Source organism: Marinobacter albus (assembly GCF_030238305.1).
Taxonomy (GTDB): domain Bacteria; phylum Pseudomonadota; class Gammaproteobacteria; order Pseudomonadales; family Oleiphilaceae; genus Marinobacter; species Marinobacter albus.
The window spans coordinates 2,193,895-2,218,795 of the sequence record NZ_JASSQD010000001.1 but is presented as its reverse complement, the minus strand read 5'-3'; the positions used below and the strand labels follow the sequence as shown (position 1 = coordinate 2,218,795).

The 24,901-nt window shown below is 56.9% G+C and carries 26 protein-coding genes; 24 read left to right on the top strand and 2 right to left on the bottom strand.

What is annotated here, in order from left to right; translation table 11 throughout:
* Position 1: 1 nt before the first annotated feature.
* The 24 genes from QQF73_RS10275 (at position 2) to QQF73_RS10160 (ending at position 23,629) form a co-directional block, all read left to right on the top strand.
* A complete protein-coding gene (locus QQF73_RS10275; RefSeq protein WP_285368123.1) occupies positions 2-1,615 on the top strand; it encodes a long-chain-fatty-acid--CoA ligase in 1,614 nt (537 codons plus the stop codon).
* A gap of 130 nt (positions 1,616-1,745) precedes the next feature.
* On the top strand, positions 1,746-2,969 hold the full coding sequence (locus QQF73_RS10270) for an ABC transporter substrate-binding protein (protein WP_219865567.1): 1,224 nt from the start codon (positions 1,746-1,748) through the stop codon (positions 2,967-2,969).
* Between the two features lie 77 nt (positions 2,970-3,046).
* Positions 3,047-3,916, top strand: coding sequence for a branched-chain amino acid ABC transporter permease (locus QQF73_RS10265; protein WP_219865568.1), 870 nt, complete (start codon positions 3,047-3,049; stop codon positions 3,914-3,916).
* Positions 3,913-4,860: a branched-chain amino acid ABC transporter permease gene (locus QQF73_RS10260; protein WP_285368122.1), complete on the top strand. Its 948-nt coding sequence runs from the start codon at positions 3,913-3,915 to the stop codon at positions 4,858-4,860. The genes QQF73_RS10265 and QQF73_RS10260 overlap by 4 nt, the downstream gene beginning before the upstream one ends.
* A complete protein-coding gene (locus tag QQF73_RS10255; protein WP_219865570.1) occupies positions 4,857-5,639 on the top strand; it encodes an ABC transporter ATP-binding protein in 783 nt (260 codons plus the stop codon). Before QQF73_RS10260 ends, QQF73_RS10255 begins: the two co-directional genes overlap by 4 nt.
* Complete coding sequence (locus tag QQF73_RS10250; RefSeq protein WP_219865571.1) at positions 5,636-6,340, top strand: ABC transporter ATP-binding protein; 705 nt, start codon at positions 5,636-5,638, stop codon at positions 6,338-6,340. Before QQF73_RS10255 ends, QQF73_RS10250 begins: the two co-directional genes overlap by 4 nt.
* 45 nt (positions 6,341-6,385) lie before the next feature.
* A complete protein-coding gene (locus tag QQF73_RS10245) occupies positions 6,386-7,069 on the top strand; it encodes a TetR/AcrR family transcriptional regulator (protein WP_219865938.1) in 684 nt (227 codons plus the stop codon).
* A 36-nt stretch (positions 7,070-7,105) separates the two neighbouring features.
* The gene (locus tag QQF73_RS10240) at positions 7,106-8,569 is read left to right on the top strand and encodes an NAD-dependent succinate-semialdehyde dehydrogenase (protein ID WP_285368299.1); all 1,464 of its coding nucleotides are present in this window, start codon (positions 7,106-7,108) and stop codon (positions 8,567-8,569) included.
* Positions 8,570-8,593: 24 nt separating this feature from the next.
* On the top strand, positions 8,594-9,817 hold the full coding sequence (locus tag QQF73_RS10235; protein WP_285368121.1) for a CaiB/BaiF CoA transferase family protein: 1,224 nt from the start codon (positions 8,594-8,596) through the stop codon (positions 9,815-9,817).
* A 266-nt stretch (positions 9,818-10,083) separates the two neighbouring features.
* Positions 10,084-10,914, top strand: a complete 831-nt coding sequence (locus QQF73_RS10230; protein ID WP_219865574.1) for an AraC family transcriptional regulator — start codon at positions 10,084-10,086, stop codon at positions 10,912-10,914.
* 139 nt (positions 10,915-11,053) lie between these two features.
* Positions 11,054-11,248, top strand: a complete 195-nt coding sequence (locus tag QQF73_RS10225; protein ID WP_219865575.1) for a Flp family type IVb pilin — start codon at positions 11,054-11,056, stop codon at positions 11,246-11,248.
* Between the two features lie 90 nt (positions 11,249-11,338).
* Positions 11,339-11,860 carry an A24 family peptidase gene (locus QQF73_RS10220; protein WP_285368120.1) on the top strand — a complete coding sequence of 174 codons (522 nt, stop codon included), beginning with the start codon at positions 11,339-11,341 and terminating at the stop codon, positions 11,858-11,860.
* 33 nt (positions 11,861-11,893) lie between these two features.
* The gene (locus QQF73_RS10215) at positions 11,894-13,216 is read left to right on the top strand and encodes an AAA family ATPase (RefSeq protein WP_219865577.1); all 1,323 of its coding nucleotides are present in this window, start codon (positions 11,894-11,896) and stop codon (positions 13,214-13,216) included.
* A gap of 5 nt (positions 13,217-13,221) precedes the next feature.
* Positions 13,222-14,025, top strand: a complete 804-nt coding sequence (gene cpaB / locus QQF73_RS10210; protein ID WP_219865578.1) for a Flp pilus assembly protein CpaB — start codon at positions 13,222-13,224, stop codon at positions 14,023-14,025.
* Between the two features lie 47 nt (positions 14,026-14,072).
* A complete protein-coding gene (locus QQF73_RS10205) occupies positions 14,073-15,566 on the top strand; it encodes a type II and III secretion system protein family protein (RefSeq protein ID WP_219865579.1) in 1,494 nt (497 codons plus the stop codon).
* Positions 15,567-15,576: 10 nt separating this feature from the next.
* Positions 15,577-15,849, top strand: a complete 273-nt coding sequence (locus QQF73_RS10200) for a hypothetical protein (RefSeq protein WP_219865580.1) — start codon at positions 15,577-15,579, stop codon at positions 15,847-15,849.
* 35 nt (positions 15,850-15,884) lie between these two features.
* Entirely contained in the window at positions 15,885-17,093 is a 1,209-nt protein-coding gene (locus QQF73_RS10195; protein ID WP_219865581.1) for a Tad domain-containing protein, read from the top strand.
* Between the two features lie 53 nt (positions 17,094-17,146).
* The gene (locus QQF73_RS10190; protein ID WP_219865582.1) at positions 17,147-17,608 is read left to right on the top strand and encodes a TadE family protein; all 462 of its coding nucleotides are present in this window, start codon (positions 17,147-17,149) and stop codon (positions 17,606-17,608) included.
* Complete coding sequence (locus QQF73_RS10185; RefSeq protein ID WP_219865583.1) at positions 17,605-18,093, top strand: TadE/TadG family type IV pilus assembly protein; 489 nt, start codon at positions 17,605-17,607, stop codon at positions 18,091-18,093. The genes QQF73_RS10190 and QQF73_RS10185 overlap by 4 nt, the downstream gene beginning before the upstream one ends.
* A gap of 24 nt (positions 18,094-18,117) precedes the next feature.
* A complete protein-coding gene (locus QQF73_RS10180) occupies positions 18,118-19,302 on the top strand; it encodes a CpaE/TadZ family protein (RefSeq protein WP_219865584.1) in 1,185 nt (394 codons plus the stop codon).
* Between the two features lie 10 nt (positions 19,303-19,312).
* Entirely contained in the window at positions 19,313-20,674 is a 1,362-nt protein-coding gene (locus QQF73_RS10175) for a TadA family conjugal transfer-associated ATPase (protein WP_219865585.1), read from the top strand.
* Between the two features lie 3 nt (positions 20,675-20,677).
* Entirely contained in the window at positions 20,678-21,661 is a 984-nt protein-coding gene (locus QQF73_RS10170) for a type II secretion system F family protein (protein WP_219865586.1), read from the top strand.
* A gap of 12 nt (positions 21,662-21,673) precedes the next feature.
* On the top strand, positions 21,674-22,636 hold the full coding sequence (locus QQF73_RS10165) for a type II secretion system F family protein (RefSeq protein WP_219865587.1): 963 nt from the start codon (positions 21,674-21,676) through the stop codon (positions 22,634-22,636).
* A gap of 66 nt (positions 22,637-22,702) precedes the next feature.
* Positions 22,703-23,629: a tetratricopeptide repeat protein gene (locus QQF73_RS10160; protein ID WP_219865588.1), complete on the top strand. Its 927-nt coding sequence runs from the start codon at positions 22,703-22,705 to the stop codon at positions 23,627-23,629.
* Positions 23,630-23,681: 52 nt separating this feature from the next.
* Here QQF73_RS10160 and QQF73_RS10155 read toward each other — a convergent pair whose 3' ends face one another.
* Entirely contained in the window at positions 23,682-24,476 is a 795-nt protein-coding gene (locus QQF73_RS10155; RefSeq protein ID WP_219865589.1) for an RES family NAD+ phosphorylase, read from the bottom strand.
* Complete coding sequence (locus tag QQF73_RS10150) at positions 24,473-24,838, bottom strand: MbcA/ParS/Xre antitoxin family protein (RefSeq protein WP_219865590.1); 366 nt, start codon at positions 24,836-24,838, stop codon at positions 24,473-24,475. The genes QQF73_RS10155 and QQF73_RS10150 overlap by 4 nt, the downstream gene beginning before the upstream one ends.
* Between the last annotated feature and the right edge of the window lie 63 nt (positions 24,839-24,901).

The window sequence follows — 24,901 nt, the reverse complement described above, 5'->3', positions numbered from 1 at the left end:
TATGAACCAGTATAAAAAACTGAACAAGACCGCCGCCAATCATTCCGCCCTGACGCCGCTGACGCTGCTACAGCGTTCGGCTCGGGTCTACCCAAACAAGCGGGCGGTCATCGACGATGACATGAGCCTTTCCTACCAGGAACTGTATGGTCGTTGTCGGCAGATGGCGGATGCCCTGCGCGCCCGGGGTATTGTCCCCGGCGATACGGTAGCGATCCTGTCCCCCAACAGCCATGAAATGCTTGAGTGCCATTACTCGGTGCCGATGGCCGGTGCGGTCCTGAATGCCATCAACATTCGACTGGACGCGGGCACTCTGTCGTTCATCCTGGCCCACGGCGAGGCAAGGGTCCTGTTCTACGATACCCAATGGGAAAATCAGGTCCGGGCCGCAATTGCCGAGCTGGAGGTGCCGCCTCTGCTGGTGGCGATCGAGCGCAAGGCGGATGTCAGTGAGGGGCTGGCAGAACTGAATTTTGAGTCCCTGTTGGGCGAGGGCGACCCGGATGCATCGTGGATGCGACCGGAAGACGAGTGGGACGCGATCACCCTGAATTACACCTCCGGCACCACCGGTAACCCCAAGGGCGTGGTCTACCATCACCGTGGTGCCTACCTAGCGGCCTTATCGAACGCCATGGCTTTTGATATGACGGCGGAGACCGTCTACCTGTGGACCTTGCCGATGTTCCACTGCAACGGCTGGGCCTATACCTGGGCGATTACCGCCGTCGGTGGCACCCATGTCTGTCTGCGGGAAGTGGATACCCGGGAGATCTATCGCCGGGTTGAGGAATATGGCGTGACCCACATGTGCGGGGCCCCGGTGGTGATGAACATGCTGGTGCAGGATCTCGGCCGCGAAAACCTGAAGCTCTCCCGGCTTGCCCGTTTTGCCCTTGGCGGCGCCGCGCCGCCCAGCAGCGTGATTCGCAAGGCGGAGGAAATCGGTTTCGAGATCACTCATCTTTACGGGCTGACCGAAACCTTCGGCCCGTCCACCCTCTGTGTACCCCAGCCGGAGTGGCAGGAACTGTCGCTGGAAGAGCGTGCAGTCATGATGTCGCGCCAGGGCGTACCTACCCATGGACTGGATGAGGTCGACATCCTCGATATGCTGAGCGATGAGCCGGTGCCGGCCGATGGCAAGGCCATGGGCGAGATCTGCATCCGTGGCAACACGGTGATGAAGGGGTATCTGAAGAATCCGGACGCCACCGACAAGGCCTTCAGGAACGGCTGGTTCCACACCGGCGATCTGGCGGTAATGCACCCTGACCGCTACGTTGAAATTCGGGACCGTGCGAAGGACGTGATTATCTCCGGCGGCGAGAACATCTCCAGCCTGGAGGTGGAGGAAGTCCTTTACCGCCACCCGAAGGTGTCCGAAGCGGCGGTGGTGGCCATGGCCGATGAGAAGTGGGGCGAGGTGCCCTGTGCCTTCGTCAATCCGATCGATGACGGCGAGGAACCCACCCCCGAGGAGATTATTGCCTTTTGCCGGGAGCATATGGCGCATTTCAAGGCGCCGAGAAAGGTGGTACTGGGCGAACTGCCCAAGACTGCTACCGGGAAGATTCGCAAGAACATACTCCGGGACTCGCTGTCCCGATGATTGGGCTGGCCGCGGTCAGCAGGAGGTTGCGATAGCGCGAATAATGCAGTCAGAAAAACGAAGCCGGTCCTGATCAAAACGGGCCCGGACGTTCCAGTGACAACAAAGACAAGAAAACAGGAGCAAAATCATGAAAAAAACAAACATCAAGAATCTGCTGGTTGCGATGACCGCAACCGCGACGCTTGGTACCGCCAGTGTCAGCTATGCCGAGGATCCTATCCGGATCGGGGGCCTCTACATTCTCTCTGGCAGTGCTGCCACCTACGGTGAGTTTGCCCAGAAGGGCATCGACCTGGCGGTGGATGAAATCAATGGCTCCGGCGGCATTTTGGGTCGCCAGGTCGAGATGGTCTATGAGGACAGCCAGGGCAAGGCCTCGGTGGCCATTCAGGCAGCCCGGAAACTGGTTTATTCCGAGGGTGTCGACGCCCTGGTGGGTCTGGACAGCTCGGGTGTTGCCCAGGGTATGGTTCCGACCATGCCGGAGGTGCAGAAGCCACTGATCATCACCCACGCCGCCACCCCGGACGTCACCGGCAATCTGTGTAATCCCTTTACCTACCGCATCAGCGTGAACGTGGCCCAGAATATGAAGGCTGCGGCCCTGGTGGCTGCAGATACGGGTGCCACCAACTGGACCACCATCGGCCCGGACTACGCCTTTGGCCACCAGTCCTGGGAGTTCTTCGGCAATTACCTCAAAGAGCTCAAGCCGGATGTGAACCTGATGTCGGAGACCAACTTCCCGCGCTTTGGTGCTGAGGATTTCACCCCGTTCATTGACCGGGTCATGGACTCTGATGCCGAGGGTGTGCTGATTTCGGTCTGGGGTGGTGACCTGGTCAACTTTATCCGCCAGGCCAATACCCGTGGGTTCTTCGAAAAGGACATGGAGGTGATGTTTACCGTTGGTGCCGCGACCGAGGTGCTCTCTGCTCTGGGCGAGGAAATGCCAGAGGGTGTGCATCTGTCCACGCGCTATTGGTATGAAGCCTATGACAACGCGGTGAATGATCGCTTCGTTAAGGCGTACCTCAAAGCCTACGGCACACCCCCGAGCTACAACGCCGAGGGCGCCTACGCCGCGATCTATGCCTATAAAAAGGCCATGGAAACTGCCGGCACCACCGAAGGTCCTGCCGTCGCCAAGGCGCTTAGCGGCATGAGCCTGGAGGCACCGAACGGTACGGTGACGTTCCGTGAGGGTGATCACCAGGCGATGGTCAGCCCGAACTGGGGTGTTTCCGGCCCCATGCATCCGGAACACGGCATTCGCACGCTGACGAACCTGCAGATCTTTGACGGCGAAAAAGTAGCCCGCACCATTGAAGAGACCGGTTGCAAGCTTTGATCTGATTGTTGATTTTACGCTTGCCGTGGCGCCCTCCGGGGCGCCACGAAACCGGCTCCAATCTAATGAGGTAATCCATGTCTGGCATCGGAGCGGCGTTGCTGAACAGTCTCGATATCGGCCTGCTGCTGTTCATTATCGCAGTGGGCCTGAACATCGTGTTCGGTGTGCTTAACATCATTAACTTTGCCCACGGGGCACTCTATATGCTGGGGGCCTACCTGGCCTTCACCCTGATCAACATTGCGGGGATGCCCTTCTGGGCGGCCCTGCTCCTGGCTCCGATTGGTGTTGCCATCCTCGCGGTGATCATCGATCGGTTCCTGTTGCGATTCATTTATTCCCGGGACGTGGCAGACAGCCTGCTACTGACCTTCGCCATCCTGCTGATCATCAACGAGAGTGTGCGAATGATCTGGGGTAGTGGCATCCATGTGGTTCAGCCGCCGGATTTGCTTGCCGGTTCGGTGGATCTGCTGGGCAGTTCCGTTGCCACCTACAGCCTGTTTGTCATCATCATCGGTCTGCTTCTGCTGGCCGGGCTCTGGTATTTGTTCAACCGCACCCGCGTTGGTCGCATCATGAGGGCGGCCGCACTGGACCGGGATATGGCCGAGGCGCTGTGCATCAACACCCGGCTGGTGGTGACCGGCGTGTTTGCCTTTGGTGCCTGGCTGGCCGCTGTCGGTGGTGTGATGGCGGCACCCATGCGTGCGCTGGATCCGGGCATGGGGGACAAGATCATTATCGAGTCGTTCATCGTGGTGGTGATCGGCGGCCTTGGCAGTTTCCCGGGTGCTTTGCTTGGCGCCATCATTCTGGGTCTGATTCACGGCTTCGGTGGCCGCTACCTGCCGGAAGTGAACCTGCTGTTGCCGTTCGTGGGCATGGCTCTGGTTCTGTTGTTTAAGCCAAACGGCATTATGGGCAAGGGGGCAAGCGCATGAAGACCAAGGTTCTGATGGCCATATTGGCTGTGGTGATTGCCGGGCTGATTGCGGTGCCCTGGATTGCTTCCTATTTCTATGTGTTTATTTTTACCGAAGTCCTGATTTTGGGTCTGTTTGCGGCCAGCTTTAACCTGATTTTCGGCTATACAGGTATGCTGAGCTTCGGGCATGCGGCGTTTTTCGGTATAGGCTCTTACGCCACGGCCCTGGTGCTGATTCACCTCGAGTGGCCATTCCTGGCCTGTCTGCTGGTTTCCATGGGAGCATCCGCTTTGCTGGCTCTGGTCATCGGCTTTCTGAGCGTCCGGCTAAACGAAGTGTACTTTGCCATGCTCACCCTGGCCTTTGGCATGATGGTCTTTGCCATCGCCTATCAGTGGCGTTCGGTGACCAACGGCAGTGATGGTCTTGCCGGGTTTACCCTCGGCTCATTCGGGCTCGGCCTTGATCTGACGCTGGCTAATCCATCGGTCTATTACCATGTGGTTCTGGCCATTGTGGCCATCGCCTCGGTGGTGCTCTACGTGATCTGTCGCAGCTCCTTCGGCATGATTCTCAAGGCCATCCGGCAGAATCCCGAGCGAGTCTCCTTCGCCGGGTTGAACGTGAGGACCTACCGTCTCGTGGCTTTCGTTATTGCCGGTACCTTTGCGGGCCTGGCTGGTGGTCTGATCGCTCCGTTCCTGCGGGTAGCAAGCCCGGAACTTCTCCATTGGTCCATGTCCGCCGAACCCATCCTGATGGCTATTCTTGGTGGCACCGGGTTTTTCCTGGGCCCATTCATCGGTTCTGCGGCGTTCGTATTGCTGGAAACCTGGATCACCACTTATACCGAGTCCTGGATGCTGGTTCTGGGGATCATCCTGGCAATGATGGTGATCTTCTTCCGCAAGGGGCTGCTCGGTACTGCCATTGACTGGTGGATGGAGGTGAAGAAATGAGCAATCCGGTTCTCACTATTTCAAACCTTACCAAGCGTTTTGGCGGAGTTACTGCGGTTTCCGATATCAATCTTGAAGTCATGCCCAAGGAAACCATCGCTATTATCGGGCCGAACGGTGCCGGCAAGACAACCTTCTACAACATGGTTTCCGGCCGGATGCGGCCCACTGAAGGCAAGATCATTCTGGATGGCATGGACATCACCGGCCTTCCACCCCACAAGATCAGCCGGCTCGGTGTGTCCCGGTCGTTTCAGATCAACAACATTTTCCCGGAAATGACTGTGCAGGAAAACGTGGAGGTGGTGCTGTCGGCCTACCATGGCCACAGCCGTAAGCTGTTCAACATTGCGTCCCGCAATGCCGCAATCCAACAGGAGGCCGTTGAGTTTCTGAAGCGTCTGGGCATCGACAGCCTGAAGGCGCAGCGTGCCGAAGTGATCAGCTACGGCGACAAGCGATTGCTGGAGATCGCCATGGTGCTGGCGACTCAGCCCAAACTGGTACTGCTGGACGAACCCACCGCCGGGATGACCCCGGATGAAACCCGGCGCACCACCCGGCTGATCAAGAAGCTTGCGGACAGCGGTGACTACACGTTCATGATCACCGAGCACGATATGGACGTGGTGTTCAACCTGGCGGACCGTATTCTGGTCATGCACCGCGGTGAGAAGCTCTTTGCCGGTACCCCCGAGGAAGTGAAGAACCATCCGGAGGTTCGTGTCGCCTACCTGGGTGAGGAAGAGGACGAGTCGGTCGAGGAGGCCAAAACATGATTCTTGATGTTCGCAATATCCAGACCTTCTACGGTGAGAGCCAGGCGCTTCAGGGTGTTACCCTGCATCTGGAGGAGGGCGAGACCGTGTGCATCCTGGGCCGGAACGGTGCCGGCAAGAGTACGACACTGAAAAGCATCATGGGCCTTACGCCGCCGAGATCCGGGGAAGTAATTTTTGATGATAAGCCGGTACAAGGACTTCCAGCCCACCGGATTGCCCGTGCCGGGATCGGCTATGTGCCGGAGGACCGGCGGATTTTTCCCGGTCTGACCGTGCGGGACAACCTCGACGTGGCGTCCTACCAGCGCAAGGGGAGTGCCTCGCGCTGGACTGTGGATGGCATTCTCAAAAAGTACGAGATGCTGGGTGAACGGGCGGACCAGGACGGGGCAACGCTTTCAGGTGGCCAGCAGCAGATGCTGGCGGTGGCCCGGTCCCTGATGATCCAGCCCCGACTGTTGTTGCTGGACGAGCCAAACGAGGGGTTGGCGCCAGTTATCGTGCAGCAGATTGGCGAGTTGATCGACGACCTCAGCAAGACCACTACCATCCTGTTCACCGATCAGAGCGTTCGCTTCGCCCTCAAGCATGCCCGCAGGGCGTATATCCTCGAGAAGGGCCAAGTGGTGCACGAGGCAACCAGCGACGAGTTGCGCGTTGATCAGGCAACCCAGGACCGGTTCCTGTCGGTGGCGTGATCTGATTTATAATCCCCGCCGCAGGAGCAGATAGGCGTGGCAGCAATGATTGAAAACTATGAGGCGTTTCGCAACGAGTTGAGCATGTCCAAGGAGGACGTGGTCCGTGAGGTATACCATCAGAACCAGGATCGTATCAGCATCAAGAAGGAGGCAACGGCGGTCAAGAATCTGATCAGGATCATCGAATCGACGCTCAGACTGGCTAACTCCAAGGGCTTCCATGCCATGACGCTGAGGGATCTGTGTTCGGACTCGGGCATGAGCATGGGTGGGCTCTACGCCTACATTCGCAACAAGGACGATCTGATCCACTTGATCCAGAGTCATGGCTTCACTATCACCCGGCGCACCCTGTTGCATTACACCGGGGAGGCGGATGACGTGCGTGACAAGTTGTTTTCGGCGATCAAGGCTCACCTGTACCTGAGCGAGCTGATGCGGGCCTGGTTCTACTTCTCCTACATGGAGGCTAAGAGCCTGCCGGCGCCGGAAAAGCGGGATGCGGTAGCCATTGAGCTGGAGATCGAAGCGATCTTCCTGGCAGTCATTGAGGATGGCATCGAGGCCGGAGTATACCGGCCAAGGAACGCCCGCCTTGTGGCCTCGATGATCAAGGCCCTGCTGCAGGACTGGTACCTGAAGCGCAGGAAATACCGTGACCAGAATGTGGCCGTTGACGACTATGCCGCCTTTGTCAGGGATGTGATTGAAAGCTATTTGCTCTGAGGGTATCGACTCTCTTCTGTGAGGACTGTGATGACTATCAGCTTGACGAATCCGGAACTGGTGCGCGAAAGCGCCTACATAAATGGCGAATGGGTTCAGGCCCGTTCTGGCAACCGACTTCCGGTAACAAATCCGGCCAATGGTGAACACCTGGCCTATGTGCCCGACATGGGCGCCGAAGATGCCCGGATAGCCATCCAGGCAGCCGAGGGAGCCTGGCAGGAATGGCGTGATCGCACCGCCAAGGAGCGTGCGGGAATCCTGCGCCGCTGGTTCGATCTGGTGATGCAAAACCAGGAAGACCTCGCGCGTTTGATGACTGCGGAGCAGGGCAAGCCGCTGGCGGAAGCCCGCGGCGAAGTCGGTTACGGTGGCAGTTTCATCGAGTGGTTTGGCGAAGAAGCCAAGCGTGCCTACGGTGACACAATTCCCGGCCATGGCCGTGACAAGCGCATCTTGGTGATCAAACAGCCCATCGGGGTGGTGGCTGCAATCACGCCCTGGAATTTTCCGGTGGCCATGATCACTCGCAAGGTTGCGCCGGCCCTGGCAGCTGGCTGCCCGGTAGTGGTCAAGCCGGCGGAGGATACCCCGCTGTGTGCGCTGGCCCTGGCCGCATTGGCAGAAGAGGCCGGAGTTCCACCCGGGATCTTCAACATAATCACCTGTTCAAAGGATCATGCACCGGCGGTGGGTAAGGAGCTGACCACCAACCCGGTTGTTCGCAAGGTGTCCTTCACCGGATCCACACCGGTCGGAAAACTGCTGATGAGCCAGGCCAGTGGCACGGTCAAGAAAGTAAGCCTGGAGCTGGGGGGCAATGCTCCGTTCATCGTCTTTGACGACGCCGATCTCGATGCGGCGGTAGCCGGGCTGATGGCCTCCAAATACCGAAACACCGGCCAGACCTGTGTTTGTGCCAACCGCATCTATGTCCAGGACGGTGTCTACGAAGCGTTCGTGGAAAAGCTCAAGGAGGCCGTCAGCAAGATGGTGGTGGGTGCTGGCCTCGAAGGTGAGACCCAGCAAGGGCCGCTTATCAATGAGGCGGCCCTCGATAAGGTTAAGCGCCACATCGCCGATGCCACCGCCAAGGGTGCAAAAGTTGTTCTCGGTGGCAAGGCTCACGCCCTGGGGGGTACTTTCTTTGAGCCGACCATCCTGACTGACGTCAGCCAGGATATGCTGGTGGCCAGTGAAGAGACTTTTGGCCCGGTGGCGCCCCTGTTCCGGTTTGATACCGAGGAGCAGGCGATCGCCATGGCTAATGATTCCGAGTTTGGCCTGGCCGCGTATTTCTACAGTAACGACATCCGACGCATCTGGCACGTGGCCGAGGCCCTGGAAACCGGGATGATCGGGATCAACGATGGCATCATTTCCACGGAGGCGGCGCCGTTCGGTGGCGTTAAGGAAAGCGGCCTTGGCCGGGAAGGCTCCCGCTACGGCCTGGACGAGTTCATGGAACTCAAATATCTGTGCCTGGGTGGCATGCGCTAAATCCCTGGTTACAAGGAGAATCGAATGGCAGGCTCCCTGTCTCATCTGCGTGTCCTCGATCTTTCCAGAGTCCTGGCCGGCCCCTGGGCCGGCCAGATCCTTGGCGATCTGGGCGCGGAGATCATCAAGATTGAGCGCCCAGGAACAGGGGACGACACCCGCTCCTGGGGACCGCCTTATCTTCGGGGGGGCAATGGCAGCGCCGAACTCTCCGCCTATTTCCTCAGCGCCAACCGAAACAAGCAGTCGCTGGCCGTGGACATCGCCGATCCGGAGGGGCAGGAACTGGTCCGCAAACTGGCGGCCGAATCGGATGTGGTCCTGGAAAATTTCAAGGTGGGCGGCCTCAAGCGCTATGGCCTCGATTACGACAGCCTGAAACGTATCAACCCCAAACTCATTTACTGCTCGATCACCGGGTTTGGCCAGGACGGCCCATACGCGAACCGCCCCGGCTATGATTTTCTGATCCAGGCCATGGGCGGGTTGATGAGTATCACCGGTCAGCCGGACAGCGAGCCTGGCGCGGGCCCGATGAAGGTGGGTGTGGCGCTGACGGATATCATGACCGGGCTCTACGCCACGATCGGCGTACTTGCCGCTCTCAGCCACCGGGACCGAACGGGCGAGGGCCAGTACGTGGAGGCCGCGCTGCTGGATGTGCAGGTGGCCTGCCTGGCCAACCAGGCCATGAATTACCTGACCACGGGTAAGGCACCGGTCAGGATGGGAAATGCCCACCCCAATATTGTTCCTTACCAGGATTTCCCTACGGCCGATGGCAACATGGTACTGACGATCGGCAACGATCAGCAGTTTGCCCGCCTGTGTGAGGTGCTGGAGCATGCAGAGTGGGCGTGCGATGAGCGCTTTGCGACAAACCGCGCCCGGGTGGCCAATCGCAGGGAATTGATTCCCAAGCTCAGGCAGGCCACGGTGATGCGTTCAACCCGGGAGTGGGTTGAAATCCTGGAAGGAGCCGGGGTGCCCTGCGGGCCAGTGAATACCCTGGATCAGGTATTTGACGACCCCCAGGTTCTGGCCCGGGGAATGAGGCAGACTGTCACCCATACGGACTTGGGGGAGGTGCCAACGGTCGGCAATCCGATCAAGCTGAAACTGACACCGGTAACCTACCGAACGGCACCGCCGTTGTTGGGGGAGCAGTCGGAACAGGTCCTGCGGCGAGTTTTGGGGCTGTCTTCCGATGCGATCAAGGTACTCAGGGAACGCGGTGTCATCTCGTAAACATCTACATGGTAGTTGCCGATCGGTAAGTCTTTATTCTTCCTGAAAAGTTCCTGTTTCGGTGCGCTCCGGGACTTGCTGAGACGCGCCCTGAAAGTGTCCCGGGCAACCCTTACGATCAGAAGTAGTAGTGAAAATCCGTCAATGCCCAGCTTGACATGTAGTCGCGAACTACCTAAGCCTATATAACGACTGGCTAACAACAAGAATAGCCAGGTGTAAAGAAAGTTGACAAATGTCAGGGTCAATGCGACGGAGTGCGTACCATGGACAAGGCTACCATTGTGCTTTTGGATGCCACCCAATATGGAGCAGATCAAGAGCTTGCCAGGGTAATTAAAACCAGGTTTCCTTTGGAGCGCCGTGACAAGAGCGCTGGATTGGAAAATATTGGTTCAAATGGCGAAAACGTCATTCTCTGTTTTGAATTCGATTTTCCGGATATTTCAACACTTTCTCTTCTGAACGACACGAAACACGACCACCCCTCGATTCCAATTCTGATGTTTACCGAGCAACACTCCGAAGCGCTCGCAGTCTGGGCGCTGAGGGCTCGCGTGTGGAACTATTTCGTTAAGCCGGTGGCACCGGAGGCTGTCCTATCGTCGTTATCCATTCTCGCCAGCATGATGGCATCACCGCGAACGAGGGATTGCCGGAACCTTGTCATTCCGCCGCAGCGCTTGCCTGACGATGCGCGATTCCAGAAGCATCGGACGGAGGACAAGCTGGTTGAACTGGCGGTGGCCCATATTGAGCAACACTTACACGAAAAATTATCCCAGAGCGACATCGCGGACCGGTGTAACACAACCAGCTACCACCTGAGCCGGGCGTTCAAGCAGCTCTACGGGATCACGTTCCAGGATTACATCATGCGCCGCCGGCTGGATCGGGCCGGTGAGCTTCTTCGTAACGCAAGCGCTACGGTGTCCGACGTGTGCTGGACTGTTGGCTTTCGGGATGCTTCCTATTTCTCCAGGATGTTTCACCGGCACACCGGGATGACACCGTCCCAGTATCGACGTAAGTGGTTGAATACACGCGTTGAGCATGAACAGACCGACCTTAATGTCCCGGTGGCCCTGCGCCCCTGAACATTAACTTTCTGCAAGATTCTCCTGTTTTTTTGCCAGAATAGTCCTAACCCTCCTGCCTCACTCCTGCCTAATCTGACCTTACGGCGAAAGGAAACACCGCCGTAAGGGATCTCTGATAATTAATAGCAGGAGCTAAATGATGGAAAACCTCAAATCTAAAGTGTCTCAGTTTCTTCGCGATGAAGAGGGCCTGGAACTGTCCGAATACGCGGTAGCAGGTTCATTGATCGTGATCGGTACTGTAGTGGCTTTCGGCGCGTTGTCAGGAGCAATTGGCGAAGCGATCGACGACATCACAACGGTGATTACTACCGGTGCAGCACCAGCCTGAGCATTATGGTTGATTGAGCTAGATCGTAAACGTGGTAGGTACGGGATCTCCCCGATCCCGTACCGCTAGCTCACAGGAGTATGGATTCTCATGATCGAAACAAACTGGATGTTTTTGGTTCTCGCAATCGCTCTCGTTATCGCAGTCATCACGGATCTCAGAACGCACCGCATTCCGAATTGGTTGACATTCAGTGTGCTTACCGTGGCGTTGGTAGGTCAGGTTGCAGAGGCTCAGTGGCAAGGATTGTTTGCCGGTCTGGGAGGGGCATTGGTGGGGCTGTTGTGTTTTCTGCCCCTCCACATTTTCGGTGCGATGGGTGCTGGCGATGTGAAACTCATGACGTCAGTGGGTGCGCTGCTGGGACCACAAGCCGCATTAATCGGAGTATTGGCGACCATTGTCTGTGGTGGTGGAATCGCCCTGGTTTTTATCGGGTCGCGTGGCGGACTCGGTGCGCTGTGGCGGCGTTACAGCCGCATGGCCGTGATGATGGCCTCTCGACAGCCTGTTTACCTGGCGCCGGCCACCGGGGAAGCTGCAGCTGAACGCTTCCCATACGCCCTGGCCATTGCCTGCGGATCGTTCTTTTCAATCTGGTATCTGGCCTGATACCGGCCCGGCAGTATATGGGAGTGCTTTGCAATGGATGCGGAATATCTTTCTCTGGATGAGTCTTCGTTTTCTGTAAACCGGGCGGTCAGATGTCCGCGACCCCACACCATTGAGGAAACCGGTCTCGACGCCTACTTCCTTGCGGACCTTGTGCTAAAGCACCTCCATCACCTGGGCAACCAGACCTTGGCCCAGCTTTCCAGGAATATCTGCTTGCCGGGCGCAGTTATCGAACCGGTACTGTTGATGCTTCGAAAAGAGGCTCGGATTGAGGCGAGGGGAGCGGAAACCGGTGCCGAGGGAATTCGCTATGCATTAACCGATCGAGGCTACGCGGCTGCGCTGGATGCCCTGTCGCGGGACGGTTATTCCGGTCCGGCGCCTGTCCCTCTGGAGGCATACTCCCAGTTGATCAGGGCGCAATCCGTTTCCCTTTGTTCAGTGACATCCGACGATATTCGTCACCTGTTCCGGAACACGGTGCTGGAGGAGTCGCTCATTGATCAACTTGGCCCGGCCGTGCATTCGGGCAGGGCAGTTTTCATTTACGGACCGCCGGGGAGTGGCAAGAGCTACATAACCCGGCAACTGGTCAAACTGCTGAACGGTCCCGTGTATGTGCCTTATTCCATATTGGTTGGCGGTAGCGTGGTAGCCGTGTTCGATCCGGAATTTCACCATCCGGTTAACCGGGCGGAGCAAGATCCGGTTCATTTGATGGAGGGTCACGATCCCCGCTATCAACTCTGCCATCGTCCGGAGGTTGTCACCGGCGGAGAACTTACCATGGATCTCCTGGACCTGACCTTTGACGCAGACCGAAAACAGTACCAGGCGCCGCTTCAGCTAAAGGCCAGCAACGGAATGTTCCTGATTGACGATTTGGGGCGGCAGAAGATGCCTCCTTTGTCATTACTGAATCGCTGGATCGTTCCCATGGAGGAGAAACGGGATTTCCTCCACCTCCGGGCCGGGCAGCACTTTGCCGTGCCATTCGACATGCTGCTGGTCTTCTCCACCAACCTGAACCCGCTGGATCTTGCGGATGAAGCGTTTCTCCGACGGATTGGCCACAAGATTCGCTTCAACACCCTGGAAAGTGATCCATACCTCCGACTGTGGGCACAGGTATGCGAGCAGTACGGAATTGAAAACAACCCTGAAGTGACCCGTTACATGATGACGGAGCTTTACCCAGTGCAGGGAAGCGCTTTGCTGCCATGCCATCCCCGGGATCTTTTGAGCCTGGTCAGTGACTATTGTCGCTACCGGGGCAAGGCTCCGGAATTGAGTATCGAAGCCATTCGCTGGGCCTGGAAAACCTACTTTGTGCAGTTTGCGGATGAGAGGTGATCGCTATGTTTAAAAAACGGACTTTTGTCATGTTGACCTTTGCCCTTGCCATGGGCCTTGCAGCGGCCTTTGTGGCCAAGGGCTGGGCGATAAAGCGGCTGACCGTCTCTGAAGAGGAGGCTGGAATACCGGTGGTGGTGGCGTCTATGCAGATTCCCTTCGGGAAGAAGCTCGAGGAGACCGATCTGCGGGTTGAAACAATGCCGAGCCACCTGGTGCCTTCAAGCGCCTACAACGACATTGAAAGCCTGAGCGGGAGCGTCGCCATGGGCACCATCTATCCCGATGAGATTGTGATGAAGGAAAAGGTCGCGCCATATGGTGGAGGCAGTGCGTTATCTGCAGTAATTGGGCGGAACAAGCGAGCGGTCACCGTTCGGGTGAATGATGTCGTCGGGGTTGCCGGCTTCCTGATGCCGGGTAACCGTGTCGATGTCGTTGCGGCCAAGCCGGAGGGTAATCGCCGAGACTACCGGACCGAAACGCTGCTGGAAGACGTCAAGGTGCTGGCGGTCGATCAAAGCGCCTCACCAGAAAAGGACAAGCCGGTCATCGTGCGGGCGGTCACTCTCGAACTGACACCGCTCGAAGCGGAGCTCCTGGTTGAAGCAACCCAGGAAGGCATGGTCCAGCTGGCTCTGAGAAACCCCCTTGATGACAGCAAAAAGCCAAAACCTGAACCCAAGCCGGAAGTCGTCGCTGAAGCGCCGAAGCCAAAACCGGCCCCTAGAAAGCGGGTGGTTGCGACCTCTCAGCGGGTAACCGTTATCCGGGGAACGGATGTAAGCACCTCAAGAGTATCTATGTAAAAGGCCTGTCCGATAAGAAAAGGACGTCACGCAGGGAGAAGTTGGCGATGAAAACAATCATGAAAATGGCAAGGAAGAACCGGACGCAGTGGCTTCAAGCCGGGGTGATGGCGCTCTGCCTGCTGGGACTGGCTCCTGGTCTGGGAGCACAGGTCATGGTGTCCTCCGGCATTGAACGGCAGTTGGTCGATGTGGCTCTGAATCAATCCCAGATTCTTTATCTTGATGAGCCGGTGGCGAAAGTCTCGCTGGGTAATCCCGACATTGCCGATATTCTCATTCTCCGATCACGCCAACTGTACGTTGTCGGGAAAAAGCTGGGCTCGACCAACGTGACCCTCTGGGACAATAACAACACGGTGGTCAGCGTACTTGGCATCGAGGTGACGCACGATCTGGAGGGCCTGAAATCCCGGCTGCATCAGATTCTCCCTGATGAAACCATCGAGGTTCGCTCAGCCCAGGGTGACATCGTTCTCAGCGGAGAGGTCAGCAGTGCGCCGCGTGTCGATGCCGCGGTCCAGCTGGCTCGCAGCTTCCAGGGCGTTGGCGAGGTCCCGGGCAATGTCCTGAACATGATGCAGGTGGGGGGCGCCCAACAGGTCATGCTAGAAGTCCAGGTGGCCGAAGTATCCCGGGACCTGCTCAAAAACATTGGCGCCAGGTTTGAGGTGCTTAATGTGGCCAAGAACGTCACCTCCGGCGCAAGTCGAGGAGCGACCGCGTTGGTGGGTGCGCCGATTGCCGGAGGCGGAGCCGGTATATCGGGTGATGTCACAGCGATTGTCCGGGAGCCGCTTGGCTACGATACCAGTGGCCTTTTTGCCAGCTTCCTTGACGGTACTACCCTATTTGACCTGGTGATTGAAGCAGCGGAAGAAAACAACCTGGCGAAAGTGTTGGCGGAACCCACGCTGACCACCCTTACTGGTCAGGAAGCTACCTTCCACGCCGGTGGGGAATTCCCCGTTCCTGTGGCCGGGAGGGAAAATGAAGTCACCATAGAATTCAAGGAGTTCGGCATCAGTCTGGGCTTTCTCCCGACGGTTCTGGATTCCGGGACCATCAGCCTGAAGCTCAACATCAAGGTCAGCGAACTAAGTAACCAGAATTCGGTCGCCCTGAATATCGAAGACGCCGGCGCCACCTTCTTCATCAATTCACTGACCAGTCGCAGTGCGTCATCAACGGTGGAGCTGGGAAATGGCCAGACCATCGGTGTCGCCGGGCTGATCAATGAAACCTTGCGGGAGCGCGTGAACAAGTTCCCGGGCCTGGGTGATATCCCGGTCCTCGGGCAGTTGTTCCGCAGCCAGGAATACATTCAGGGCAAAACCGAACTGGTGATTCTCGTTACGCCGCATTTTGCCAAACCGGTCGACCGAGAGAAATTCACTCTTCCTACAGACCGCTTTGTTGAACCCAGTTCTCTCGAATTCTATCTGCTTGGGTTTACCGAGGGCTGGGGGGCAGGGGATCGCCCGCAATCCAAGCCCATGCGTAAGGGCGGTGTTGAAGGTCAATTCGGACACGAACTTTAAGGTGGACACCATGAAACTGATTAATAGCAAACAACAATTCGTACTGTCCGCCATCGTTGTGGCGGTGTCCCTGGGCGGATGCGCATCGCCGTCCTCCGAATGGGATTTCGGAAACTCTGTTCGCACCATGGTGGCCTCCCAGAAGTATGTGCCACCCGGCCAGGAGCCTCCAGCGATACCGACAATGGATGGGGCCCGTGCAGCCGGTGCGGTGGAACGGAACCGCACGGCTGCCCCTGCACCTCAACGAATCTATGAAGGAATGGGTGGCGCTGAGCTCTGAAAACAGTGAGGGGATGATGACAAGGAGGCAGCATCATGCAAGGTATCAACTGGACGAAACCGGTTTGTCGAAAACAGCAGGGCGCTATTCTCCCGTTGTTTGCAATATCGTTGCTGGCCATTCTCGGAATGGCAGGGCTGGCATTGGACATGAGCCATGCCCACCTCCAGAAAACGCGCTTACAGAATAGCCTCGACGCCGCCGCACTCAGCGCTGCCAAAGTGCTTGATCAAACCGGTAACACTCTGGTCGCGGAAACGGCGGGGCGCGATACCTTCGCCGGCAATGCAGGGCAGCCGGGCAACACAGCCCTGGGTAATGCGCTGGCCGCCGGGCCGCTGACACTGACGGTCGAGTTCTCATCAACACTCAATCCCTTCATTCCGGCAACCTTGCCCGCCCGCTATGTTCGGGTTCGGGCGGAAGGTTTTGATGTTGATAACTGGTTTGCTCCGCTGTTTGGTTTTAACAGTACCGATATTCCTGGCACTGCGGTGGCCGGCCCGAGCCCGACGCTGGGTAACGTCTGCAATGTTGCGCCGATGATGGTCTGCGGCACTTCTCCGGATACGGCGGCGCCGGGGACGACTTACGGTTATTCCCGGGGTGACGTGGAAATGCTGAAAATCGGCGCGGGGGACGCTTCCTCCGTAGGGAATGGGAATTTCTATCTTGTTCGCCTCGATGGTGATGCCGGTGGCGCTGATGTAAGGGAGTCTGCGGCGGGGAAATACGACAGTTGCCTGAGTACCGGTGAGGCCATCGAAACAGAACCCGGCAATACGGTGGGTCCGTTTGCACAGGGCATCAATACCCGAGTGGGCGTATACAACGGCCCCGTCAGCGCTGAGGACTACCCGCCCGACTGGTTCTCGGACCACACAAGCTATACAGAAACGGATTACGAGAGCGGGGTAGCGCCTGGGTACGACCTTGATTGGTATCTCGGCCAAATGGCCGGTGTTGACCCGGCTTTGCCCCCATCGGGCGTACCCGGCCGTCGGATACTGACGCTTCCGGTTGGCGACTGCGATGGTCTTGCAAGCGGACAGAGTTCTGTTGATCTGCTCGGTTTTGCCTGCTTCTACATGATCACCAGGATGGAGCAAACCGGTCAGGCCGTATTTTTCGGGCAATTCAAGGACGATTGCGGCGGTAGTGGTATCCCGGGTCCCGATCCGGTGACCGGGCCAGGACCCCACATAATCCAGTTATACAAGGATCCGGATACCCGGGACAGCTGATGAATCATTACCGTGCAAAGGACAGGCGTTAATTTAAAAGGAGCGGCCAGACGATGAAAAAACTATCACCGGTCAAGGGCAAACAAAGTGGTATCGCGGCCATTGAGTTTATGGTCGCCGCGCCTCTGCTCATCGTGATTGTCTTTGCTGTGACCGAATTCGCCTGGGCGTTCCATCAGTACCACACCATGACTCGGGCCACCCGCGATGGTGCCAGGCACATGGCGTCCGGCGCCCTCATTGGTAGCGTCGGAATGATCTACCTCGACACATCCCTTGTGCAGGAAACCGGGAATCTGGTGGTTTACGGCAATACCACGGGAGCCGGAGACCCCCTGTTGCCACGGTGGACGCGGGCGGATGTAACGGTTACCAGTCCGGATGCGAGTCATATCCGGGTGTCTGCAATTTACAACTACGTTCCGCTGGTGGGGAGAATTCCGGCTTTCTACGGCGGGACGCCTCTGAGTTTGTCCTTTCAAATGCAGAGCACTGTAGAGATGAGGGCATTATGAACAGTTTCCGCAGGGCACAGAGTGGTGCCCATACCGTCGAGTTTGCTCTGGTTGGTTCGTTGTTCTTCATCCTGCTTTTTGGAGCAATTGAGTTTGGTCGTCTGATGTTCGTCTGGAACACACTTGGTGAAGTCAGTCGCCAGAGCGCCCGTGTGGCAGTGGTCTGCCCAGTCAATCACAGTGCTATTCGCCGTGTTGGCATGTTCGATGTGGCCGGCTCAAGTGGTTCCAGTCCGGTCCTGCCGGCGTTGAATGAATCGAACATTCGGATCGATTACCTGGATGCAAGTGGAACACCGGTCGATCCGACAACCAATTACCTGGACATCGTTTTCGTGCGAAGTGAGGTCGCCTCGGTTCGTCATCGTCTGATTATTCCGTTTTTCTTTCAAGAGTTTGATTTGCCGTCATTTGTCACTGTCTTACCCCGGGAAAGCCTAGGGGTTTCACCCGAAGGAACTGGCTGTTTTGGAACAGTGAGCTGAATCAGCAGGGATGAGGAAAGCTGTATGAAACCAATTATGAGAGTGTTGCTGGCAGGACGAGACGCCAGCCAGTTAGCAGAAATGGAAAAGGTGATGGTGAGCGGAACGTCGCACATCCTGAGCCTACGGCATATCACCAATGGCAATTCGGACCCTCTTTATAACCTTCCTGAAATGCCGGAAACGCTGGTCTTCTGCGTCACCAGTGCCTGGGAGGAGGAGCTCAGAGCACTTGATGAGCGACCCATGGCCCGACGCCCGCCGACGATTGTCATTGGGCCGGAAAACATTGCCGTCATGAGAATGGCGATGCGGGTAGGCGCGCGTGACTACTTCAGTTTCCCGATGCCGGAGTACGACCTCCGGAATTCCCTTAACCGAATTGCAGAGGGCCTCCAGGCAGATGCGGGTATCCATAACGCCAAGTTGACGGCCGTCATCAATGCCAAAGGCGGTTCTGGCGCCAGCATAATTGCGGCAACCCTGGCGCACAGTCTCGCGGCCCGGATCGGCCAACGTGTTTCCTTGCTGGATCTGGATTTCCAATTCGGGCATCTGTCATCCCTGTTCGATCTTCCCCCTGATGGTGGCCTGGTCGACGCCATCGTGCGTTCCGAGAACATGGATGCCATGGCCCTCGAAGGCCACATGCTCAAACACAAAAGCGGGCTTCACATTCTGGGGGATACATCGCAGCAGTTGATTGTTCCCGGCGACATCGAAGAAGGACAGCTCAAAAAACTGATCGACGTGGTTCGGTCAGGGTATGACCAGGTGATCGCCGATCTGCCTCGACAGATTGATCCGGTGGCCGGGGTGGTTCTGGAATCTGCCGATGTAATCCTTCTGGTGGTTCAGCAGAGCATTGCCCACGTCCAGGATGCGCGCCAGATGGTTCGATACCTGAACACCTATCTGGGCATCCCGCCCAACCGCATGAGAATCGTCGTGAACCGCTGGGATAAGCGTCTCGACCTGAATGTCGAAGATATCCGCAAGAGTCTGGAAATTGAAGATCTCATCTGCATTCCCAATGATTTTTCGAAGGTCGCTGAGAGTGCCAACCTCGGGACCCCATTGCTGGATTTCGCGCCGTCTTCACCGGTAAGCCGAAGCATTGTGAATCTGGCCGAAACCCTGAGTGGAAAGAAAGCCGAAGCCGGTCAGTTCGGGCTAGGCAGGGTACTTCGTAAACTGGCCCGGACATGAGGTGTATGACATGACAACCAATGGAACGAACGATATCTCTTACGCGCGATTCGGGGTCAATGGCCACAGCAACGATGGTGAACAGGCCCGGCGGGTAGAGGAGGAGCAGGAGCGCATCTGCAAGAAAAACCTGCGCCAGAAGTTGATGAAGGTCCTGGATCTTTCATTGATAAGCACTCTGGGCCGTGACGAGGCCGAAAGCCAGATTCTGGCGATCGGTCAACAAATCATGAACGAGGATTCGGTGCCGCTGAGCCTGAATTCCCGGCAGCGGGTGCTAAAGCAGATCCTCGACGACATTCTTGGCCTTGGCCCTCTGGAGCCACTGCTGGCGGACAAAAGCATAGCGGACATTCTGGTTAATGGTTTTGACAGCGTTTACGTGGAGCGGAATGGCAAGCTGGAAAAGGTTGACGTCACCTTCAGCAGTGACTCCCATTTGCTGAACGTGATCGACCGGATTGTATCGAGCGTTGGTCGACGTATCGACGAGTCTTCACCCATGGTCGATGCCCGACTCCAGGATGGATCCCGGGTCAATGCCATCATTCCGCCGTTGGCTGTCGACGGACCACTGCTGTCGATTCGGCGATTCTCAATCGGCCGTCTGTCGGTCGATGCCCTGATTGAAAAAAGCACGTTGACTGCCCCGATTGCCGAGCTTCTTGAGGCCATCGTCGAGGGACGGCTGAACGTACTGATTTCCGGCGGAACAGGCTCGGGCAAGACCACATTGCTGAACGTCCTGTCCGGTTTTGTACCTCACGATGAGCGGATTGTTACGATTGAAGACTCCGCAGAGCTTCAATTGCAGCAACCTCACGTGGTGCGGCTGGAAACCCGTCCGCCCAACATCGAAAGCAAAGGTGAGGTCAACCAGCGCGATCTGGTAAGAAACAGCCTTCGCATGCGGCCCGACCGGATTATTGTTGGGGAGGTCCGGGGCGTTGAGGCTCTGGATATGTTGCAGGCGATGAACACCGGGCACGACGGGTCCATGACAACGCTGCACGCCAACTCCCCGCGTGACGCGCTGACCCGGATTGAAAACATGGTATCGATGGCGAGTGCCAGCATGCCCATGAAGGCTATTCGAACCCAGGTTGCTTCCGCCATCGACGTGGTTCTACAGGTAGAGCGTCAGGAGGACGGAACCCGAAGGCTCGTGAGTGTTCAGGAAATCAACGGCATGGAAGGAGACATCATCACCATGTCCGAGCTTTTCACCTTCCGGCGCCGCGGCAAGGATGAAAACGGCAGGGTAGTGGGCAGTTACGCCGCAACCGGCATAGTCCCGAGGTTCCAGGAGCATCTGCAACAACGTGGGATCGAGGTGCCTCTGTCTCTCTATAATCCGGACCTGGAGGGTTGAGTCATGGAAGTGCTGGGCGAAAACCTCTGGATATTTGTCGCGCTCGTCTTTACCGCGGTGTTCCTGCTTTCACAGGGCTTGGTGATTCCCGTTTTCGGCGAGAGTCGAAGTGCCAGAAAACGGATGAGACGGCGGATGAAAACGCTGACGGCGGATGCGGATAACCAGAAACGGGTATCCCTGTTGAGAGACCATTACACGCAGAATCTCAATCCGCTGGAAAAACGCCTTGAGTTGCTGGACGTCCTGGAGCCGCTCAGGAACCTGATCGCCCAGAGTGGCATGACGACACCCGCCTATAGGGTGTTGCTCCTTGCCCTGGCATTGGCGGCCATCGGCGCCGGTATCGCGTGGAGCTTAAATAAGGCCTATTGGGCGCCAGCGGTGGGAGCGCCCCTGGGATTTATACTGCCGTTTCTGCATATCCGTAAAAAACGGGTCAGCAGAATTGCGCGGATTGAAGAGCAGTTACCCGATGTTGTGGACGTGATCATTCGGGCTCTCAGGGCAGGGCACCCCTTTGTCGAAGCGATCCGGTTGGTTTCCACGGAAATGCCGAGCCCGGTAAGGGAGGAGTTCAGGACAACGTTTAACGAGATCAATTACGGAGGCGATGTCCGTGCCGCGCTGATGGGGCTGTTGCAGCGGGTTCCGAGCATACTCGTTATGGCACTGGTTACTGCGGTGCTGGTGCAGCGTGAGTCGGGCGGCAACCTGGCAGAAGTGCTGGAGAAGATTGCAGCGGTTATCCGGGGGCGATTCCGGTTCCAGCGGAGAGTGAGAACGCTCTCGGCGGAAGGCCGAATCTCGGCCTGGGTTCTCACGATGACCCCATTTGTCCTGTTCCTGGTGATCTCGGTGGTCAATCCCGATTACATGCCGATGCTGACCGAAAGCCCCCGGGGCGGGGACATCATTCTGGTGGCTCTGGTATTGATCGTGCTTGGTGTTTTCTGGATCAAGAAGATTCTTAATCTGAAGGTGTAAGGGAGTAACGCCATGGACTACCTGATCGGACTTCTAAACTCCACTCTGCAAAACGAACAGATAGCAGAATGGACCTTCGTGTCCCTTATGGGGGCTGCGGTTTTCTGCGTTGGCCTTGCGGGGATATTTCTGGTTTCGACCATTTTCAACCCGGTACGGAACCGCCTCCAGGAGGTTGTGGGCACTGAGCAGGAGGGCGAACCTCCTAAAACAGGCGCAATGGTCCTTCTGGTGGGCAAAGTAGCTCCCTTCGTTTTGCCCAAAAAGGAAGGCGAACGCGGTCGCACCAGAGAAAAGTTGATGCATGCAGGATTCCGGAGCGACAACGCCCTGGCGACCTTCTATGCCATCAAGACGCTGTTATTCATAGGGTTGCCACTGTTGGTTCTGCTCATCATTAATTGGATCCCATCGGTGACTTCGATGATTGCTCTGCAGTCAGCGGCAGTTGCAGTACTCGTCGGCGTTGCGACCCCAAACTATGTGTTATCGAAATTGATTCAGCGTCGTAAGCGACTGCTCTATCACGGGTTCCCAGACGCTCTCGACCTACTGGTGGTCTGCACAGAAGCGGGCTTCGGTCTCAAACCAGCCCTTCAACGAGTGGCCGATGAGGTATCCGTAGGCCACCCGGAACTGGCCGAGGAGTTTGCCCTGGTGAATGCTGAAATGAGGGCGGGTGTTGATCGGTCAGAGGCCCTTCACAACCTCGCGGACCGTACCGGGCTGGAGGAAATCGCCGGCCTCGTTACTTTGTTGAGCCAGAGCCTTCGGTTTGGCACCAGCATTGCGGATTCCCTCAGGATTTACTCCGAGGAGTTTCGTGACAAAAGGATGCAGAAGGCCGAAGAAGAAGCCGGAAAAATTTCGACAAAGCTGATTTTTCCTCTGGTTTTGTGCATGTTCCCTGCGTTTTTTGTGGTTGCGATAGGTCCTGCGGTTGTGGGCCTTTTGGACCACTTTAACATTCAATGAATGGACTAGCGTAACGCCGTGCCGAAGGTGGTATGAGGCTTTCAAAGGATAAAGGAGTAACGCCCCATGAAAGGCATGAATTGGATTGTGAAAGGAAGCAGTGTTGTTCTCACGCTGGCGTTTCTGGCTGGCTGTGCGTCGACTCCGGCGGGTCCGGACAGCGATTTTTCAGGTCTTTACAGTGGCAAATCCGACCTGACGTTTTCGACCCTGATGCCGATTGAATCGGCAGCCGAGGGAATCGCCCGGGGAGATGCCGCCCGCGCCCGGGGCGAGCTCGACCAGGCCATTTTTGAGTACATCCGGACACTCGAACTGGAGCCGAATAATCCCGAAAGTTTCTACAAGATCGGGGCCATCAATCTTCAAAAAGAGGAGTTAACCAAAGCCCATACCGCCTTTCAGAGCGCTCTGGAGAACGATCCCGATCACGCCGGCGCCCTTGAGGGCATGGGGTTGGTCCTGATGCAAATGCGCCAGCCCGAGCGGGCTCGAATTGTGCTGGAAAAAGCAGTCAGCCTCGATCCAAAGCTGGGTAAAGCCCACAATGCCCTTGGCATTCTTGCGGATCTTCGTGGCGATTTCGGGCGTGCCGCAGAGCATTACAACGACGCGTTGATGTTGTCGCCCCTGAGCGCCCGGCTCCAGAATAATCTGGGGTATTCGCATTATCTCTCGGGCGAGTGGGATCTGGCGGAGCGGGCATACCTTGCCGCCCTGAATGTTGATCCCTGGCACCAAAGGGCCTGGCGCAATCTGGGACAGCTCTACACTCGCCAGGAACGCTACGATGAGGCGCTGGAGGTCCTGACCGAAGTCATGTCCGAAGCAGAAGCCCTGAACACCATGGGTTACATTTGCATGAGTGGTGAAAGACTTGAAGATGCCGAGAAGTTTTTTACCCGGGCAGCGCAGGCCTCTCCGAGTTACTACGTCACTGCAAACGAAAACCTGGAACAGGTCAGACGTCTGATTGCCAAGAGTGGATCCTGAGGCCTTTTAGCCACGGTTGTCCGCCTCGACGTATCCGGCCTTCTGTATCCCCTCAGATGGCCGGATCCGGCAAGCTCCCGTTGATCAAAAACTGGCTTCGGGAAAATTCCAGCACGTTCCGGGAACCATCCTCCCTGGTCAGGCTCATCGATACCGACTCGGCGCCGGTCACGACAATCAACCGCAGCTTTTCGCGGGGTTTTCGGTCTTTCAATGCGCCGGGCTCAAACAGGGCAGCATTTATTCCTTCCATGCCGTCATGGGCGTCATAGGGCAGCGTATACAAGCCAGCCTGCAGTGCCCGGGCAGACAGGAACTGAAACGCGGTTACACCGAAGTTTCGCATTTCAGATCCCAGAGATTGAGTCAATTCGTAGCTGGAGGGGTGGGTCAGCTCTTCATGGAGCTCGCGCCATGCATTTCCCTGTAAACGGACACCGCGTTCGGTCCGGATCCTGGCTCCGAAAACTGTATGAAGCGTCCTCAAAGGCTTCGGGAAGGGGGTGACGACGTGGTTAATAAATACGAACCGGTAGAAAGCGGTTTCGGCCAGAGCCGTGTTAATGGCCATGGCGCCGTAGAAAAGACTTTTCTCGAAGGCCTGCCCGAAACGTGAGCCGTGTTTCAGTGGTGGATAGCGGAAGGGTGTGGCGAGCAGGTAATGAAGACCGCGGGTACCCTTGGCATGGGCTGGCTTGGTTTTTTCCAGCAACTCCTCTAACCGCGCCTGCTCCGGAATATTGTCGACCAGCCGGGTTGTGGCTATTTCTTCCTGGGACTCTACGACCCGGTAAACCGTTCCCTGCAACGGTTCCAGGCATCGGGCAATGCGCTCTTCATAGCTCAAAGCTTACCCCGCATGGCGTCCAGGTAGTAATTGATCCGTACAAGTCCTTCGGCGGATTTGACCAGCTGACGGGGGATTGCCTCGAAATACCGGTTCTCCGTGTTGATCCAGTGTTTCATGGCGTCCGGATCGCCACCGGTCAACGCGTAGACACTGCGGTAGAGGCGGATGAAGAGCAGGGCAAGTTCCCCTGATTTGCTCTCAGGGTCAATGCCGTCCCGGACCAGGCCGGTTCTGTTTCTGCCAACGATGTCAGCCAGCTCGGTCTGATTGAAGCCAAATGCCTTTCCGGCATTGATCAAGGCTTTCGATAGCAGGGCTTTGTCCTGAGTCGATTCGTCGTGAATTTTTGCGGTACTCATGACCAGAAACCTTTGTCGATTTTTCACAGTATAAATCAAAAATGTGAAAAATGAACAGTCGAT

Coding starts and splice junctions, on each gene's coding strand:
- QQF73_RS10275 (WP_285368123.1), top strand. CDS start 2: ATGAACCAGTATAAAAAACTGAACAAGACCGCCGCCAATCATTCCGCC.
- QQF73_RS10270 (WP_219865567.1), top strand. CDS start 1,746: ATGAAAAAAACAAACATCAAGAATCTGCTGGTTGCGATGACCGCAACC.
- QQF73_RS10265 (WP_219865568.1), top strand. CDS start 3,047: ATGTCTGGCATCGGAGCGGCGTTGCTGAACAGTCTCGATATCGGCCTG.
- QQF73_RS10260 (WP_285368122.1), top strand. CDS start 3,913: ATGAAGACCAAGGTTCTGATGGCCATATTGGCTGTGGTGATTGCCGGG.
- QQF73_RS10255 (WP_219865570.1), top strand. CDS start 4,857: ATGAGCAATCCGGTTCTCACTATTTCAAACCTTACCAAGCGTTTTGGC.
- QQF73_RS10250 (WP_219865571.1), top strand. CDS start 5,636: ATGATTCTTGATGTTCGCAATATCCAGACCTTCTACGGTGAGAGCCAG.
- QQF73_RS10245 (WP_219865938.1), top strand. CDS start 6,386: ATGATTGAAAACTATGAGGCGTTTCGCAACGAGTTGAGCATGTCCAAG.
- QQF73_RS10235 (WP_285368121.1), top strand. CDS start 8,594: ATGGCAGGCTCCCTGTCTCATCTGCGTGTCCTCGATCTTTCCAGAGTC.
- QQF73_RS10230 (WP_219865574.1), top strand. CDS start 10,084: ATGGACAAGGCTACCATTGTGCTTTTGGATGCCACCCAATATGGAGCA.
- QQF73_RS10225 (WP_219865575.1), top strand. CDS start 11,054: ATGATGGAAAACCTCAAATCTAAAGTGTCTCAGTTTCTTCGCGATGAA.
- QQF73_RS10220 (WP_285368120.1), top strand. CDS start 11,339: ATGATCGAAACAAACTGGATGTTTTTGGTTCTCGCAATCGCTCTCGTT.
- QQF73_RS10215 (WP_219865577.1), top strand. CDS start 11,894: ATGGATGCGGAATATCTTTCTCTGGATGAGTCTTCGTTTTCTGTAAAC.
- cpaB (WP_219865578.1), top strand. CDS start 13,222: ATGTTTAAAAAACGGACTTTTGTCATGTTGACCTTTGCCCTTGCCATG.
- QQF73_RS10205 (WP_219865579.1), top strand. CDS start 14,073: ATGAAAACAATCATGAAAATGGCAAGGAAGAACCGGACGCAGTGGCTT.
- QQF73_RS10200 (WP_219865580.1), top strand. CDS start 15,577: ATGAAACTGATTAATAGCAAACAACAATTCGTACTGTCCGCCATCGTT.
- QQF73_RS10195 (WP_219865581.1), top strand. CDS start 15,885: ATGCAAGGTATCAACTGGACGAAACCGGTTTGTCGAAAACAGCAGGGC.
- QQF73_RS10190 (WP_219865582.1), top strand. CDS start 17,147: ATGAAAAAACTATCACCGGTCAAGGGCAAACAAAGTGGTATCGCGGCC.
- QQF73_RS10185 (WP_219865583.1), top strand. CDS start 17,605: ATGAACAGTTTCCGCAGGGCACAGAGTGGTGCCCATACCGTCGAGTTT.
- QQF73_RS10180 (WP_219865584.1), top strand. CDS start 18,118: ATGAAACCAATTATGAGAGTGTTGCTGGCAGGACGAGACGCCAGCCAG.
- QQF73_RS10175 (WP_219865585.1), top strand. CDS start 19,313: ATGACAACCAATGGAACGAACGATATCTCTTACGCGCGATTCGGGGTC.
- QQF73_RS10170 (WP_219865586.1), top strand. CDS start 20,678: ATGGAAGTGCTGGGCGAAAACCTCTGGATATTTGTCGCGCTCGTCTTT.
- QQF73_RS10165 (WP_219865587.1), top strand. CDS start 21,674: ATGGACTACCTGATCGGACTTCTAAACTCCACTCTGCAAAACGAACAG.
- QQF73_RS10160 (WP_219865588.1), top strand. CDS start 22,703: ATGAAAGGCATGAATTGGATTGTGAAAGGAAGCAGTGTTGTTCTCACG.
- QQF73_RS10150 (WP_219865590.1), bottom strand. CDS start 24,838: ATGAGTACCGCAAAAATTCACGACGAATCGACTCAGGACAAAGCCCTG.